This window comes from Psychrobacillus sp. FSL H8-0510 (genome assembly GCF_038008345.1).
GTDB lineage: Bacteria > Bacillota > Bacilli > Bacillales_A > Planococcaceae > Psychrobacillus > Psychrobacillus psychrotolerans.
The window spans coordinates 170,857-186,317 of sequence record NZ_JBBOYZ010000002.1 but is presented as its reverse complement, the minus strand read 5'-3'; the positions used below and the strand labels follow the sequence as shown (position 1 = coordinate 186,317).

General features: G+C 39.3%; 12 protein-coding genes. 10 read left to right on the top strand and 2 right to left on the bottom strand.

Going from position 1 to position 15,461, the window contains the following annotated elements:
- Positions 1 to 67: 67 nt before the first annotated feature.
- On the top strand, positions 68 to 289 hold the full coding sequence (locus MHI40_RS20860) for a hypothetical protein (protein WP_340765153.1): 222 nt from the start codon (positions 68 to 70) through the stop codon (positions 287 to 289).
- Positions 286 to 957 (top strand): TraX family protein, encoded by a 672-nt coding sequence (locus MHI40_RS20855; RefSeq protein WP_340765152.1) that lies wholly within the window; start codon positions 286 to 288, stop codon positions 955 to 957. Before MHI40_RS20860 ends, MHI40_RS20855 begins: the two co-directional genes overlap by 4 nt.
- Before the next feature lie 4 nt (positions 958 to 961).
- Here the strand turns inward: MHI40_RS20855 and MHI40_RS20850 are convergent, their stop codons facing one another.
- Positions 962 to 1,441: a hypothetical protein gene (locus MHI40_RS20850; RefSeq protein WP_340765150.1), complete on the bottom strand. Its 480-nt coding sequence runs from the start codon at positions 1,439 to 1,441 to the stop codon at positions 962 to 964.
- Between the two features lie 238 nt (positions 1,442 to 1,679).
- Here MHI40_RS20850 and MHI40_RS20845 point away from each other — a divergent pair, with 238 nt between their 5' ends.
- The 6 genes from MHI40_RS20845 to MHI40_RS20820 all read left to right on the top strand — a co-directional run bounded on the left by MHI40_RS20845 (position 1,680) and on the right by MHI40_RS20820 (position 5,675).
- A complete protein-coding gene (locus MHI40_RS20845; protein WP_340765148.1) occupies positions 1,680 to 2,282 on the top strand; it encodes a hypothetical protein in 603 nt (200 codons plus the stop codon).
- A gap of 42 nt (positions 2,283 to 2,324) precedes the next feature.
- Positions 2,325 to 2,813 carry a hypothetical protein gene (locus tag MHI40_RS20840; RefSeq protein WP_340765146.1) on the top strand — a complete coding sequence of 163 codons (489 nt, stop codon included), beginning with the start codon at positions 2,325 to 2,327 and terminating at the stop codon, positions 2,811 to 2,813.
- A gap of 21 nt (positions 2,814 to 2,834) precedes the next feature.
- Positions 2,835 to 3,320, top strand: a complete 486-nt coding sequence (locus tag MHI40_RS20835; protein ID WP_340765144.1) for a hypothetical protein — start codon at positions 2,835 to 2,837, stop codon at positions 3,318 to 3,320.
- A complete protein-coding gene (locus MHI40_RS20830; RefSeq protein ID WP_340765143.1) occupies positions 3,317 to 3,772 on the top strand; it encodes a hypothetical protein in 456 nt (151 codons plus the stop codon). Before MHI40_RS20835 ends, MHI40_RS20830 begins: the two co-directional genes overlap by 4 nt.
- Before the next feature lie 241 nt (positions 3,773 to 4,013).
- The gene (locus MHI40_RS20825) at positions 4,014 to 4,145 is read left to right on the top strand and encodes a hypothetical protein (RefSeq protein WP_340765141.1); all 132 of its coding nucleotides are present in this window, start codon (positions 4,014 to 4,016) and stop codon (positions 4,143 to 4,145) included.
- A gap of 175 nt (positions 4,146 to 4,320) precedes the next feature.
- Positions 4,321 to 5,675 (top strand): IS3 family transposase gene (locus tag MHI40_RS20820; protein WP_340761762.1). Its coding sequence is split into 2 segments (ribosomal slippage): positions 4,321 to 4,774 and positions 4,774 to 5,675, totalling 1,356 coding nucleotides; the frame shifts between segments, so codons are not numbered across the junction.
- Positions 5,676 to 5,738: 63 nt separating this feature from the next.
- On the opposite strand, the gene MHI40_RS20815 is transcribed toward MHI40_RS20820, so the two are convergent.
- A complete protein-coding gene (locus MHI40_RS20815) occupies positions 5,739 to 6,209 on the bottom strand; it encodes a hypothetical protein (RefSeq protein ID WP_340765139.1) in 471 nt (156 codons plus the stop codon).
- Positions 6,210 to 6,381: 172 nt separating this feature from the next.
- On the opposite strand from MHI40_RS20815, the gene MHI40_RS20810 reads away from it, so the two are divergent.
- Positions 6,382 to 10,578 (top strand): leucine-rich repeat protein, encoded by a 4,197-nt coding sequence (locus MHI40_RS20810; RefSeq protein WP_340765137.1) that lies wholly within the window; start codon positions 6,382 to 6,384, stop codon positions 10,576 to 10,578.
- A 137-nt stretch (positions 10,579 to 10,715) separates the two neighbouring features.
- Positions 10,716 to 15,446, top strand: a complete 4,731-nt coding sequence (locus MHI40_RS20805; protein WP_340765136.1) for an RCC1 domain-containing protein — start codon at positions 10,716 to 10,718, stop codon at positions 15,444 to 15,446.
- Positions 15,447 to 15,461 lie beyond the last annotated feature (15 nt).

Genomic DNA, 15,461 nt, shown 5'->3' with positions numbered 1-15,461 from the left:
GGCCTGTCTTTTGTTTTGTCTTCTTTCCGATATGCATACCATAGAAAAACAGGAAGGCGGATTCTGAATGTATATTTTTGTTTCAATCATTACTTTTATATTAGGTGTGTATTTAGTCTTTAAGAAATCAGACAAATGGCAATATGAATTTATCGGTTACTTATTCGTTGGAATAGCATGTCTTTTATTGCTGTTTGGATCCTTCATGGGATGGATGGAACGAGTACAAATAGAAAAAGAAGAGGCGGCTATACAGCAGGAGTTGAATTATAAGGAGTGGGCAAGATGAGCGAGAGCTTAATAAAAGAGACAGGGAATATGGTGTTCGGAAGTAAACGACAAACATTCGATAGCCGAGTTGAGATCTTGAAATGGATAGCAATGATTACAATGGTTATTGACCATGTGGGCATATTCTTTTTTCCGGAAGAAACATGGATGAGAGTGATTGGGAGGATTGCATTTCCTTTGTTTATGATCTTATTTGTCGAAGGAGCAGTCAGAACAAGGAATCCTAAGTCACACGCAGTCCGTATTTGGCTATTCGCACTCCTCTCACAAGTTCCGTACACACTTCTTTTTAACACATATCAGTTGAATGTACTTTTTGCAATGATTCTCGTGTTAATGGTCATTCGAGATATTCGGATGATTGGTTTAGCCGTACTTCTCCTTTATATGTTTGATGTCGATTATGGGTGGTATGGTGTAATCTTAGGTCTGTCTTGGTATTATTTGAGGAAACATAAGGGATTAGCTTGGGTCATTGGTTCCGCACTGACATTGATTTACGCATGGGAAACTGGTTGGTATGTGCAAATAGGTGCAATTATGGGTCTCGTATTGTTAGTACTTCCGATTAAAGCCCCTATGCCACAAATGCCAAAGAGTTTCTTCTTTTGGTTTTATCCCGTTCATATGGCAATTATCTTTGTCTTGTGGATGGCAACCCTATAGGTATCTATTGGAGTAGACGAGCAATATGTTCGTCTGCTTTTTTGTGCGGTATCCAGTAGAAATAAGAAGAATCTCTCAACACGTTGTCTACATTCACACGAACGACAAATTCAACCAAACTGGAAGAACTTATCTGAAAATCAAGGTATTCAATCTGTTTTATTTCCGCAGAAGTGATATTTAGCAAACTATCGGCTGCATGTTTAACCGCACCATTCAAATCTAGATCTCGTCCATTTTCACATATGTGCTTACTATGTATTTCTGCGGATGGTAATAATAAATCATAAGGTTCGGAAACAAACATGACCTCTTTGCCATTGTCCACAATCATGCGAACACGGACTTCTTGATGATTCGTCGTGAAAATTTCGTCGGGAGAAATAGGCTTAAAAGGACCAAGCTGCTCCTTGCTAATTATATTTGCATTTCCTACAGTTTGAATGCCTGTAACAAGATGTTCAGAAGAAAACGAACTAACCATATTAAACACCTCTTTCATTTTGTAAAATATATTTTACATAATATACCCAAAATATATATTTGTCAATCATCATCCAGCAAAACTTGTTGTTTTATAGTGAAGCCAGTTGAATAGATTAACAGAAAAACGAATAGTTCTCACACATAGTCGCGACTATTTTTAACCCTCTCGCATAACATACAATGATACGAAAAACATGGAAGGTCAAACTGGCCTATTTAAAAAGGAGGACGATGTTATGTTGAAATCGGCTATCGTGTTAAGTTCGGATAATTGTTATGAGGGGTACGACAATGTAGAAGAATGTTGGGTTTTAGGAGACTATAGCAGTCTGGAAGAACTCGAAAATGTCAATTCCGATACAATTATTTATTCTGAGTCTGGATGGAGTGATGAAAAAGAGTACTTCACTAGCTTTTTGGAGAAGTGTAAAGAAGCATATAAGAAAAAATTTAACAAGCCAGTAGCACAAATGGTTTTAGCAGGCAAATTGGGTTTATGGAATGGAAGTCCAATCGGTGGGAAGCTTATCGATTTGAATAATTCGCCCTTAGAAGCGATGGGTAATTGCGATACCGTAGAATTAGAAGTAGACAGCAACGGGGAAGTAACAGTTTTGGGTCATCATCATGATGGAACGCATCGGATGAAAATTTATTTATTCAGTCATAATTTGTACCGAGGAATGGTGAAAGAATTTGGAGAAGGTTCCGAGTTATTTGAGCATATTCACGAAAAGATGGATGAACATATGCTAAATGCAAATGATGCCGAAGATTTTTTTCAAGTTCCAACAATAACAGAAAACGAGGTGATAGAAGCGGTTGGGGTATATTGGTAAGTCCCCGCTTGCTTCTACTATTTAAATGGATGGGGTGTTCCAATGAATCGGAATCAAATTGAATTATCTGGTAAGGTTTATTATTCTTGTACACTGTCAAAAGAAATGGACAGTGAAGCAGTAAGAAATTTTCACGAACACCTGGAAAGAACATTAATTGGTTCTGATAAGCAAGTTATTGGAATGTTAATCTCTAATATTCGAGGAGAAATTTCACGATATGCAATTTCCATGCGACCGGATGCTACATTTCAAGTCCTTTCTAATTTTTTTAGAAATAATTTTGAGTGGTGGGTTAGTGAATTAGGAGAATTAGCTGCAGTCGGTGAATATAACGGTGTGACTACCTTTGTGTTGGTGAAAAAGGTGGATTTCAATACCTGGGACAAAGCAGTGAAATTCCTATCTAACAATGAAAAGATTCTTCACATAAGTGAGAGAGGGAAATCTATTACAATTGAGAACCAAGATACAACATTTTCTCAACATTTGTTCTTAAGATGGGAGAAATCGATTGGATGTTTCTGGTGAGATATGTAAGAGGGGGAATACATGGAAGAATATAAAATCAACATGACAGACCAACGAATTTGTTTGTATGGTGGGGAGGACTTATTCAAACTTCATGCAAATCGCAAAGAGGTAATACGGTTTCAAAATTCGTTAGGCGAAGTGATTATGCATGCCTGGACTACTCATTCTGACTTCCGTCTGTTAATGATGGAAAGGGAAGGAGGCAGGAACGTTATAGTAACGGACGTAAGTGAAAACTCTTTAACCTATATAAAACAAATCATGACATCTGGCGATATGTTTGTAACAGCAGATGGGACATTAATGACCATTGTTGGATCAAACAACGTGAACAAATCGGAATTCATACTCGCATTTGGAGAGATGAATAATTTAAAAAGGAAAGATTTTGCAAGGATTCAGGATGCAGTAGAAGGTATAGAAGGTTTTTATCCCTTCCGAATTTTTGATGGTGGGGGATTTGAATTGAATAAATATCAGGAACGAATGGGGGCCTATTGGTGATTACTATTGGGAGACGAAAAGATTCAGGAATTTTGTGGTTGGATACCTTTCAGATGACAACCATGGTCAAAGTGGCTTCTTTTCAAGAACAGGCAAATATTATCGTTCTTCTTGTAAGAAATGGGAAGTATACTCAGCTTTTTTCTCCAGCAAAAGAATGGGCGAAGGATCCGATATTGTCTAGTTTTTCAGAGTTGGTCGTAGATGAATCAGGGTTTATTACGGTACGTTTAAATAAAAAAGAAAACGGAAATGCATACAGCGTTGAAGAATATCAAATACTCGTAACTACAAGAAATAGAGAGAATCTGACAAATTCTGCTTCTCTTGATGAAGCGATAGCATGCGGTTCCATTATGTCTGTATTCGACTGCAATCAATTTTTAGACGCCAGGAAGCAATATGAAGAATGGTCGAAACAGAAATTAATAGCTTTGAATGCCTATTGGTAAGAGTCTTGCATTGTGCAAGGCTCTTCTTTTGTTTAGAAGCGAACAATGCTTTTTTAAAAAAAGAAGTAACGATGACTCAAAATGAAATTTTGACACTCCAAAACTGGTTCGGCAATGTTAAGCAGTATTTAATTTATAAATACCCAGCAAATTGAATACAATAGCCCAAATCAACTTAACCTTCTCCCTCGCGATGAATGAAATCGCTGGCCACGGAAGTGTTAACAAAGGAGGGTTTCATATGCTCACAACAGCAATCGTTGGGTCCTTAGCGGTTATTACTGTACAAGCCTATCGCAATATGAAGAGTGTTCCTGCCACATTTATTGCTATTACAAATGGGGCAATTACCGTAGCTGTAACATTGGCATAAATAAAGCTTAGTGATTCGATTCACTAGCTCTTTTCTTCAGTCTTCTACAAAAGCACCCGTTAATATTATAGGGTGTTTTTTTGCGTTTTCTGGTTGATACAGCAAAAAGACCCGCGGTAATGAACTGCACCCCAATTGTTAGACACAATCTAACAATTGGAGGTGCAGTTTTTCTATGACAAAATATAGTTCTGAATTAAAATTACAGGCAGTTTTAACGTATCTAAAAGGAACAGCTTCCTTTAAAACAATAGCTGATCAGTTTCATATTAGCATAAGCCCATTAAAGGTTTGGGTAGTCCAGTATAAAGTAAATGGAGTAGATGCTTTTAATTCTACCTATACAAATTATGATTTGAACTTTAAAATGGACGTACTAAACTATATAAATGATTTTGGAGTAACTCCTAATGAAGCAGCTGCGATTTTTAACATCCCGTCTCCATCAACGGTACATAAATGGGTTAAATTGTATAACTCAACTGGTATTGACGCTCTGAAATCAATGAAAAAGGGGCGTCCAACCATGAAAAAAGAGTCAAATAAACAGTCAAAACGAATTCAAGTTGAAGGATCATTCGAAGCTCTTGAAGCACGTATTAAGCAACTTGAAATGGAAAACGAGTATTTAAAAAAGTTGAATGCCTTAGTTCAAAGCAAGGAAAAATCACCAAACAAGACAAAACACAAATAGTCTTTGAATTAAGGCATAAATATCTGGTGAAGGAGCTCGTTGAGCTCGCTGGTATTCCACGAAGTACCTATTATGATTTAGTGAAGCGAATGAATCGTCCAGATTCAGATGCAGAGTTAAAAGCTGAGATTAAAGTGATTTATGAAGAGCATGAAGGTCGTTACGGTTACCGTCGTATTCGCGATGAGTTAGCGAACCGTGGGCAAAAAGTAAATCACAAGAAGGTTCAACGCATTATGAAAGAGTTAGGTTTAAAGTGTGTTGTACGTATGAAAAAATATAGATCTTATAAAGGTACTGTTGGTAAGATCGCACCAAATATTTTAGATCGTAATTTTATTGCAAATGCCCCCAATCAGAAATGGGTAACCGATATTACGGAGTTTAAGTTACTTGGTGAAAAGCTTTACTTATCTCCTGTTTTAGATTTATTTAACGGAGAAATTATTACGTATACAATAGACACTAGACCAACGTATTCGCTTGTTTCAGAAATGTTAGAGAAAGCTTTAGAACACTTATCTGATGACCACCAACTACTGATACATTCAGACCAAGGTTGGCATTATCAAATGAAGCAATATCGTCACGCGTTAGAATGTAGGGGTATTGTACAAAGTATGTCCCGTAAAGGAAACTGTTACGACAACTCTGTGATGGAGAATTTCTTTGGCATTATGAAATCGGAATTCCTCTACTTAAAGGATTTTGAAAGTGTGGAGCATTTTAAAATCGAATTAGAAAAGTATATTATTTATTACAACACGAAACGGATGAAGGCAAAATTAAAAATGAGTCCGGTGCAATACCGAACCCATTTTTACCAAATTGCTTAATGAAATAACTGTGTCTAACTTTTAGGGGTCACTTCATAATTGCGGATCTTTCTTTTTAGAAAATTACAGTTTCTTTACATACAGAGCTGGAACCTCTGAATTGGCTTCCAATAATACGGTAAAACCAGCCTGTTCAAATAGAGTTGCATGTGTCTCTTCTTTTGGATAGGCAAATAAATGAACACCCTTGCGTTTCAAAGTTTCTTCCGTTGCCATTTCTAATAATTGTAAAAATACAACCTTATAATCTTCAGGGAGTAAGATCCCTTCTATCTCCATATCATGCAAATATCCAAATCTAGTACCTTTTTTCAGGTTCTTCATGAAATAGGGTACTAGTTTTTTTGCTGTTTCCTTGGGATCTACTTGAATCTGGTCCAACATGATAGTCATCATCATGTTATCAAGGTTCATTTCGTGCAGAGATAGGAACATCGCAGCGGCATCATTTTCTGCTAAGGGCTTAATAACGTCTATTCGCTGTTTAGTATAGGCCTTTGCTGTTTTTATTGGACTCTTTTTCATTCTTTTCATCGTAAATCTCCTCCTCTTTGATATGACATCATATTCAATTAATAAAAAAGTTATTAGGAAATAAGATTCGAATACAGTCGAAGGTTCGCTCCTATGGTTCTTCGAATAAACAAAGTTAGCACGCATATAATAGACAGCTTAATAAACTGAAATCATATTGGAGGAAAAAAGAATGAAAGAAGAGAAAAACAAGCAATACAAAGCACGAAATGTACTGAGTCAAAGAGCTACTAAAGTGGCTTTAGCAACAAGTTTGCTTTTATCAGGAACTGCCGTAATGGGGGATGCATCAAAAGAAGGGATATTGCACGACTTGTTTGGTTCCGAACAAGCAGAAGCAGCTTCGTCTGGTTATTATGAAGACTTTCAGTATGCAGAGAGTAATGGCGAAGTGATGATAGTGTCTTACGTTGGAACTAATTTAGACATAATTATCCCTAGTGAAATAAATGGGAATAAGGTTATATCTATTAACTCCGCGGCCTTTGAGTATAAAAACTTAAATTCGGTCGTAATTCCTGAAGGTGTAACTACTATTGCAAGCGATGCATTTCAATACAATAATTTAACCTCAGTAACATTGCCTTCCACATTGAAAAGACTATCTAGTAATGCTTTTAAAGGAAATCAGTTGACTTCAGTCGTTATACCAGAAGGCGTAACTAACATGGAAGAGGCTTTCCAAGATAATAAGTTAACAACTGTTACATTACCTTCATCTTTAAATTCTATTAACGGCTTCAAGGCATTTATGAACAACCAGGCAGTTGATTCAGATTTAACATTGAAAGGGTATGACAATCCAACGCTTACCAAAGAATATGCCTTAAGAAATGGATACACATTTGTATCTCTTGGTAAGGAATATGTCGCACCACCAAAAGCACCAACTTTTGCTCTAAGTACAACTGAATGGTCATCTGCACCAATCACCTTAACGGTTGATTTTCCAGCAGAATCTGTACATGCAGAAGTGAAACTAGGCAATGCCCCTTGGCAGATCTATGAAGGACCTGTACAAGTAGCAGAAAATGGTTTGGTTCAAGCTGTCTATTACGATGATGAAGGGAACGAAAGTGAAGTTTCGACATTCACAGTATCAAACATCGATAAAAACAAGCCTACAATTTCTAAGGTAGAGATTGTGAACGGCAAACTTGCTATTACATCATCAGACGTTGGTTCTGGGGTTAAAACAGTGGAAGTTAAGTTGAACAGCGGCGAGTGGATCCCTTACCTTGCAGACTCGATTAACATTAATGACAACACAGCAATCAATGTACGAGTAACGGATATATCTGGGCTTGTAACAAATGGTGCTTACTATGCTCAAGTAGATCTGACGCCACAACAGTTTGCATTGAACTGGTTTGAAATCAAAGATGCAGTTAGTTACGACATTATGCGTAACGGAGCAAAAATTGGTTCTGTAGACGCACCGGCTGTACGTTTTGTCGACAGTAAAGTAATTGCTGGCACGAGCTATCGATATGAAGTCGTCCCTGTATTTGCTGACAAATCTAAAGGGGAACCGGTGATTCCAGATGTGGAAGCAGAGCCGGTCACACCAGAAGATCCTGAGAAAGACAGCGACAATGACGGTATTCCAGATAAAGAAGAAATCGAAAACGGAACAGATCCAAATAACCCAGACAGCGATAATGATGGGATTCCGGACAAAGAAGAAATCGAGAATGGAACTGACCCAAAAAACCCAGACAGTGACGGTGATGGAATTCCTGACAAAGAGGAAATCGAAAACGGGACAGACCCAAAAAACCCAGACAGTGACGGTGATGGCATTCCTGATAAAGAAGAAATCGAAAATGGGACAGATCCAAAAAACCCAGACAGTGATGGCGATGGTATTCCCGATAAAGAAGAAATCGAGAACGGAACGGACCCGACAAAACCTGGTGATACGAAACCAGAAGAGCCAGGGGAATTAGAAACACCGGTTATTAAAATCAGTATTGTCGACGGAGAAATAAAAATCGAGTGGTCATCTGTTTCAGGAGCAGGGAAATATATCGTGTACCGTAACGGCGTATCGCTAAAAGAAGTGCCACATGATGGTAGTCCGTTCTACACATATGCTTTCCCATTTGATGGAACGAAAGGCTTCTTAGAAGTAGTTCCTGTAAAAGCTGGAGAAACGGGAGAAAGTGAGTACGATCCTAATGAAGACAGCGATGGTGACGGATTGTCTAATGAAGATGAAGAAAAATATGGCACAGACCCTATGAATCCAGATACAGATGGTGATGGAGATTCAGATTTAGAGGAAATTGAAAATGGAACAGATCCGTTGGTAGATGAAGACGGAGAACTAGCTATTTACAATGGATTAGTAGCTGAACTGGAAGAGATGAAAGCTTATATTCTGACCGGTGAAGCAACAAAAGACGACATCCTTGCGATGAAAGATGATTTAACAACTATCTCTGTTAGCGGAAAGAAGCTTTCGAAAGAAGCTCATCGTACAGATATTGATAATCGTGTGAAAGAAATTCGTGCTCTTATTGCTCTATTGGAAGAGATTTGGGAGAAAATAGACAGTGGAGATGTTACGGGTATCGATGACAAAGTGAATCAATTGCCTGATTCTGTACTGAAGGATGAAACGAAAGAAGACGTAGAAAAAGCAAAAGAGTTAGCAGATTTATATGCTGCTGCAACAAAAGCTGTAGAGAAAGCAGAAGCTAGCGTTACCCAAACGGATGTAGATGCTGGTCGATTACTTGTTAATCCCCTGCCTACAGGTTCAATCAAAACTGATTTGACAGACCGTTTAGATGCTGTGCAGAAGGCAATTAATGACGCAAAAGCAATTGAAGATGCAAAAGAAGCGATTGATGAAATTGGAGATAATCCAACACAAGAAGAAATCGATGTCGTAAAAGATAAAATCGATAAGCTTCCTGATGGTCCTGACAAAGAAGAGTTGGTCGAGAAGATTGAAGAAATCGACCGCACGCAAAAAGCGACGAAAGATGTCGAGCGAGCGGAACAATTCCCAACTAGCTACAACATCTCGATAGCAGAGAAATCAGTTGCGAAGCTAAAAGATGGCCCACAGAAGACAGCGTTGTTAGAACGTATCCAAGAACTGAAAGTGTCAATGGACGCAGAGAGTAAGGTACAAGCTGCCGAAAGATCAAGTCGTGATCCGTATCTACAAAATGCAATTGATAGTGTTGCAAAACTAAAAGAAGGACCGAAAAAGACACAGCTAGAAGCGAGAATCCAAGCAATTAAAGATAAGCTTGCAGGTGGAGAGCAAGCTGCTCCATTTAAAGAAGCTACTGCTCAAGTGGAGCTCTTAGAACAGCACAAACGTGAACCATATCTCGCAAAATCTAAAGAATTAGTATCTAAACTTCCAGTGAGTTCAGAAAAAACAGCTTTAGAAGTAAGAATTAAAGTTGTAGAAGATGCCATGAAAGCAGATGCAGACAAAGCGTATGAAGCATTGCTACTAGTAGTAGAGCAAGATGTGGCGAATGCAGAGAAAAATAGTACACTTGCAACCGTGAAAAAAGCAGAAACATCTATGGCTAACCTGAAAGATGGAGAAGTGAAAACTGCATTTGCAGCACGTTTACAAGTAGTGAAAGATAAATTAAGTGCACCAGCAAACGATGCACTTCTGAAAGATGCAGAGACTCAAGTAGCATTTGCAGAACGTTACAAACGTGACCCTTACCTGACACGTGCACAAGAAGCAATTAATAAATTGACTGATGGTGAAGCGAAAACGGCTTTCCAAGCTAGATTAAATGTCCTTTTAAACGCGGCCGGTGAAGAAGTCAATGCGGAGAAACTTAAAACTGCTACTGACTCTGTTTCAAAAGCAGAAACGGCTAGCGACTTGACTGTTATAAAGAATGCACTTTCCCTAGTCAATGGACTAAAGGATAGCGAATCAAAAACATCCCTTCTTGAGCGTTTAGATGCAATTGAAGTAACGGAGTCAATGCAGTTCGCTTATGACTTAAAAGTCGAAATTGATTCTATTGAAGATGTGAACATGAAGCAGAAGTTCCAAGCTGCTTACGAAGCGGTTGTTCTTGCAAAAGAACGACAAAGCTCTACGTATATGACAAAAGCAACTGCAAGCATTCAAGCACTTGGTGTTTATTCAGAAACACACAGCAAAATGATCGAGAAGCTCTCTACATTCTTCACAGACATGCAGAAAGAACTCGAAATGCAAAAACTGGTAGTAGCAGCTGATAATGCAGTTGCACTAGCGGAGAAATACAAACGTGCACCGTATTTTGCGAAAGCACAATCTGCTATTGATGGGTTGTCTGAGGGGAAAGCAAAAACCGACCTTCAAGCAAGACTCGATGCAGTTATGAAGTAAACAAGATATGAGCCACTCCTTCGGGGGGTGGCTTTTTTATATGAGATAGAACTTCATAAGCTACCTAATTCGAATCTTGAAACCTGACCTGCATACAATGGATAGTTCAACTAAATCAGACACAGGAGGAATATTAAATGAACGAAGTAAAAAACAAGCAGTATAAAGCACGTAATGTACTATCAAAATCTTTATTGAATTCAACGCTAGTTGCATCTTTATTATTATCAGGCTTCGCAGGGGTTCTGGGAACGACTGGCACGATTGCGGAATTTTCTGTTGTGCAGGTTGCAGAGGCGGCAGCTCAGCAACAAGTTTCGAATGTCATTGCCGGGGGAAGTATGCATTCACTTGTTATTACACCTGATGGCAACGTCTATGGATGGGGTTTTAATGGGTCATTGGGAAGATTAGGTGATGGTACAAAAGTGAACAGACCCCGCCCAACGAAAATACAAATTTTGTCCAAAGCAGTATCGGTGCAAGTAGGAATTGCCCACTCAGTTGCACTGACTTCGGACGGAAGTGTCTATGCTTGGGGAGCTAACGGAGACATGCAACTTGGAGACGGGACGACAACGAACAGGTCACTTCCAACGAAACTAAGCGGATTATCTAATGTCGCGTCGATAGAAGTTGGAAGCTACCACTCTCATGCAATTACCATGGACGGAAGCGTCTATGCTTGGGGACGCAATATGGCTGGTGAACTAGGAGATGGGACACAGAAATCAAAAAATAACCCTACAAAAATAAATGGTTTATCGAATGTAATAGCGACAGCGGCCGGAGCTAATCACTCACTTGCAGTTACCTCGGACGGAAGTGTCTATACATGGGGAGCTAACGGAGAGGGGCAGCTTGGTGACGGGACACAGACATCTAAATTTACACCCATGAAAATCAATGGTCTCACGAATGTAGTAGCTGTGGAAGCAGGGGATGCTCACTCGCTTGCGATCACCTCAGACGGAAGTGTTTACGCATGGGGTTACGCTTCTTATGGACAACTTGGTGATGGGACGCAAACAAGAAAAACTACACCAATAAAAGTGGATGGACTAGAGAACGTGATAGAGATAGAGGCGGGAGAATATCATTCTTTAGCTCTCACCTCAGATGGAAGCGTTTATTCATGGGGAAATAATGCATCTGGACAATTGGGAGATGGAACGACAACTCGCAAATTCACTCCAACAAAAATCAATGGTCTTTCGAATGTGATCAAAATAGAAGCTGGTCAAAAACATTCGCTCGCTATGACAAAAGATGGAAGCGTTTATGCATGGGGAGAAAACGTAGACAATCAATTAGGTGATGGAACAAACGTAAATAAGCTTGTGCCCACTTTACTCGTAGATATCAAAGGAGCCGTACCGGAAGTTCCTAAAATCTTCGAAGGTGGAACAGGTACAATCGACGATCCTTATTTGGTTTCTAGTGCTGACCAATTGGATAAAATGAGGGATCATCTGTCTAGTCATTTTAAATTGACGAAGGATATCGATTTGACTGAGGTAGATTGGACGCCTGTTGGAACATCCATGAATCATTTTACTGGTTCTTTTGATGGTGGAGAGCACACGATCGACGGCTTAAAAATAAGCACTTCAAATGGTGAGGTCGGCCTTTTTGGTACCTCTAGCTATGCAACTTTGAAAAACTTAAAAATGAAAAATGTAAATATCGTAGGAGGGTATGATGTTGGTGCACTACTAGGACGTGGAACATTCACAACAATAGAAAACATTGCGGTAGAAGGGAGTGTATCTAATAAGCAATATAATGTAGGTGGGATAGTTGGTTACTATGGCGGAGAAATGACAAATGTTTCCATGAAAGGTAGCGTTAGCACAGAGGGTTCTTCAGCAGGTGGTTTGGTGGGAATGAGCCATAACTATGGAACTAACTGGATCAAAAACTCTTTTTCGCATGCTAATGTAGTTGGAATTGGATATGCAGGAAGTATCGGAGGTGTCATTGGTTATTCAACTCCTTCTCTGGAGATTGAGAATGTATACTCTACAGGGGATGTGAAAGGTGGCAATTCGGTAGGCGGCATATCTGGAACTTATGGGAATGTTAAAAATGCCTATGCAACTGGTTCTATTGAAGGATTTAGTGCTGTTGGTGGTATTGTTGGTTACGAAGGTTCTGCAAGTAATGTCTTTGCTTTAAGTAAACAAGTAATAGGAGACGCTACTCAGAGAGAGCAAATAGGTAGGGTAATGGGAACTAGCAGGGCTTTTGAAAATGCATTTGCTCTAAACACAATGAAAACGAATGGAAATAATGCCTTTTTCAACAATACTGTTACAGAAGAAGAAGCAAAACAGCAATCATTTTATGAAGCGAGAGGATTTGATTTTGGAGAGATATCCGGAATACCTATTTGGATAATAAATGAAGGAGAGACTGTACCTTATCTTGCATTTGACCCAGAGCCAATTCCGTATAATCCAGGTGCTTTATCTCCAGAAGAATTGATTGCTCAAGCTCTGGATGCAGTTGTGGTAGCAGAAACTTCAATAAAACAGCCAGATGTAGAAAGAGCTTTAACGCTAGTTAATAAGCTATCGGAAGGAACTGAAAAGTCATCCTTAATTAAACGTTTAGATGCAGTACAACAAGAAATTGAACTAGTACTAAGTCTAGAGATTGCAAGAGAATCTGTCGAAACAGCAGAAAGAACGAAACTTCAAGTAGACGTAGATGCATCTCGTTCCTTGGTGAACGATTTGCCTGAGAATGATGAAAAAAAAGCCCTTGTAGAACGACTAAACAAGGTACAAAACGCTATTGATGAAGAAGCTACAGAATCGTTTTATGCAATGATTGATGAACTGAAAGACATGAAAGTTTACTTGCTTACTGGTGAAGGTACAAGAGCAGATGTCTTAGCCATGAAAGAAGCGTTAAATGACATTTTAGACAGTTCTAAGCTACTGCTAAACGAATCCCATCGAACAGAAGTGGCACATCATGTACAAGATGTGTTAGACATTATCGACTTGCTTGAAATCATCTGGGATAAGCTTGCTAGTGGTGAACTAGCCGGTATTGATACGTTAGTCACTCAGTTGCCAACATCCAATTTGAAAACAAAAACACTTCAAGAAGTGGATGCTGCAAAAACAGAAGAAGCGAACGAAACGCTTAACAAGGCAACTGCTTCCGTTGAAAAAGCAGAGCAATCCAAGCTGCAAGCAGACATAGATGTATCTCGTTCCCTTGTAAACGCTCTAGCAGAAAGCACGGAGAAAGCAAGACTTATAGAGCGGTTAGATACCGTTCAAAAAATCAATGATGATGCGAAGTTGCTGGCTGAACAAGTTTCAAAAGCGACGTCATCGGTAAAAAAAGCAGAAACTTCTAAAATTCAAGCAGATATAGATGCTGCACGTAAATTAGTAGAAGCATTGCCATCTGTTTCGGAGAAAACAGCTCTAACGGTTCGATTAGATGCTATTATCGTGACACCCGAAGGTGCGGAACTAGTAAAAGAAGCACAAGAATTAGTAGATAAGCTAAACGAACAGTCTTCCAAAGAGCAAATCACTATAGCAAAAGAATTGGTAGACAAATTGCCTGATAGTTCAACTAAAATGGAGTTAAGTGACCGTATCACGAGCATTGAGTTGAATCAAAAAGCAATAAACGCAGTAGTTCAAGCAGAAAAAATGCAAACGAACTACAACATCACGTTAGCAGAAAAAGCGATTAATCATCTATCAGACGGCCCGCTTAAAACAGAACTAGCGGAACGAATTCAACAACTCAAGCTGACTCTAGAAGCCGATAGTAAGGTGAAGTCTGCTGAGTTGACTAAACGTGATCCGTATATAACGGATGCTATGGAAAGCATCAACAAACTAATTGATTCGCCTAAGAAAACGGAGCTTACTAACCGTATGAAAGTCATCCAGGACGCACTTGCTACGGAAGCGGAAATAGCACGTCTAGAAGAAGCTACAACGCACGTCGTTCTAGCAGAACAACATAAACGCGATCCGTACCTAACAAGTGCGAAGGATCTCGTATCCAAGTTGCAAGACGGAGTAGACAAGACAGCTCTCGAAGCAAGACTAAAAGCGATACAAGATGCCGCTCCTGTAGCACCAGAAGTACCAGAGGTGGACCCAGCTCTTCTAAAAGCTGCGGAGACACAAGTTTCTTACGCAGAACGCTACAAGCGTGACCCGTACCTAACGCGTGCTCAGGAGGCTGTCGACAAACTTCCTGCTAGCGAAGTGAAAACAGCCCTTCAGGATAGACTGAATGTTCTCTCCGATGGAGCGAGTGACCAAATAGAAGCAGCTAATCTAAAAACAGCGAGCGATTCGGTTGCTAAAGCTGAAACAGCTAGTGATTTATTCGTTATCGAAGAAGCTCGTTCACTTGTGAACGGACTAAAAGATGACGAAGCTAAAACAGAACTTATAAAACGCTTAAATGCGATTGAAGTGACAGGAACAATGCAATTTGCCTACGACTTGAAACTCGAAATCGATAATGTGTCCAATGCAACGATTAAGCAAGCACTACAAGAGGCTTATACAGCTGTTGGAGTTGCTAAAGAACGTCAAACATCGGCATATATGACGAAAGCTTCTAAAAGTATCGAAGCTTTAAACAAATACAAAGAAACGCATAGCAAAATGATTGAGAAGCTTTCTACATTCTTCATAGACATGCAGAAAGAACTTGAAATGCAAAAACTGGTAGTAGCAGCTGATAATGCAGTCCAACTATCAGAGAAATACAAACGTGCAACGTACTTCACGAAAGCACAAGTTGCTATTGATGTCTTATCTGAAGGGAAAGCTAAGACTGACCTTCAAGCAAGACTCGATGCCGTTATAAACTAAACAACACAAGAGCCA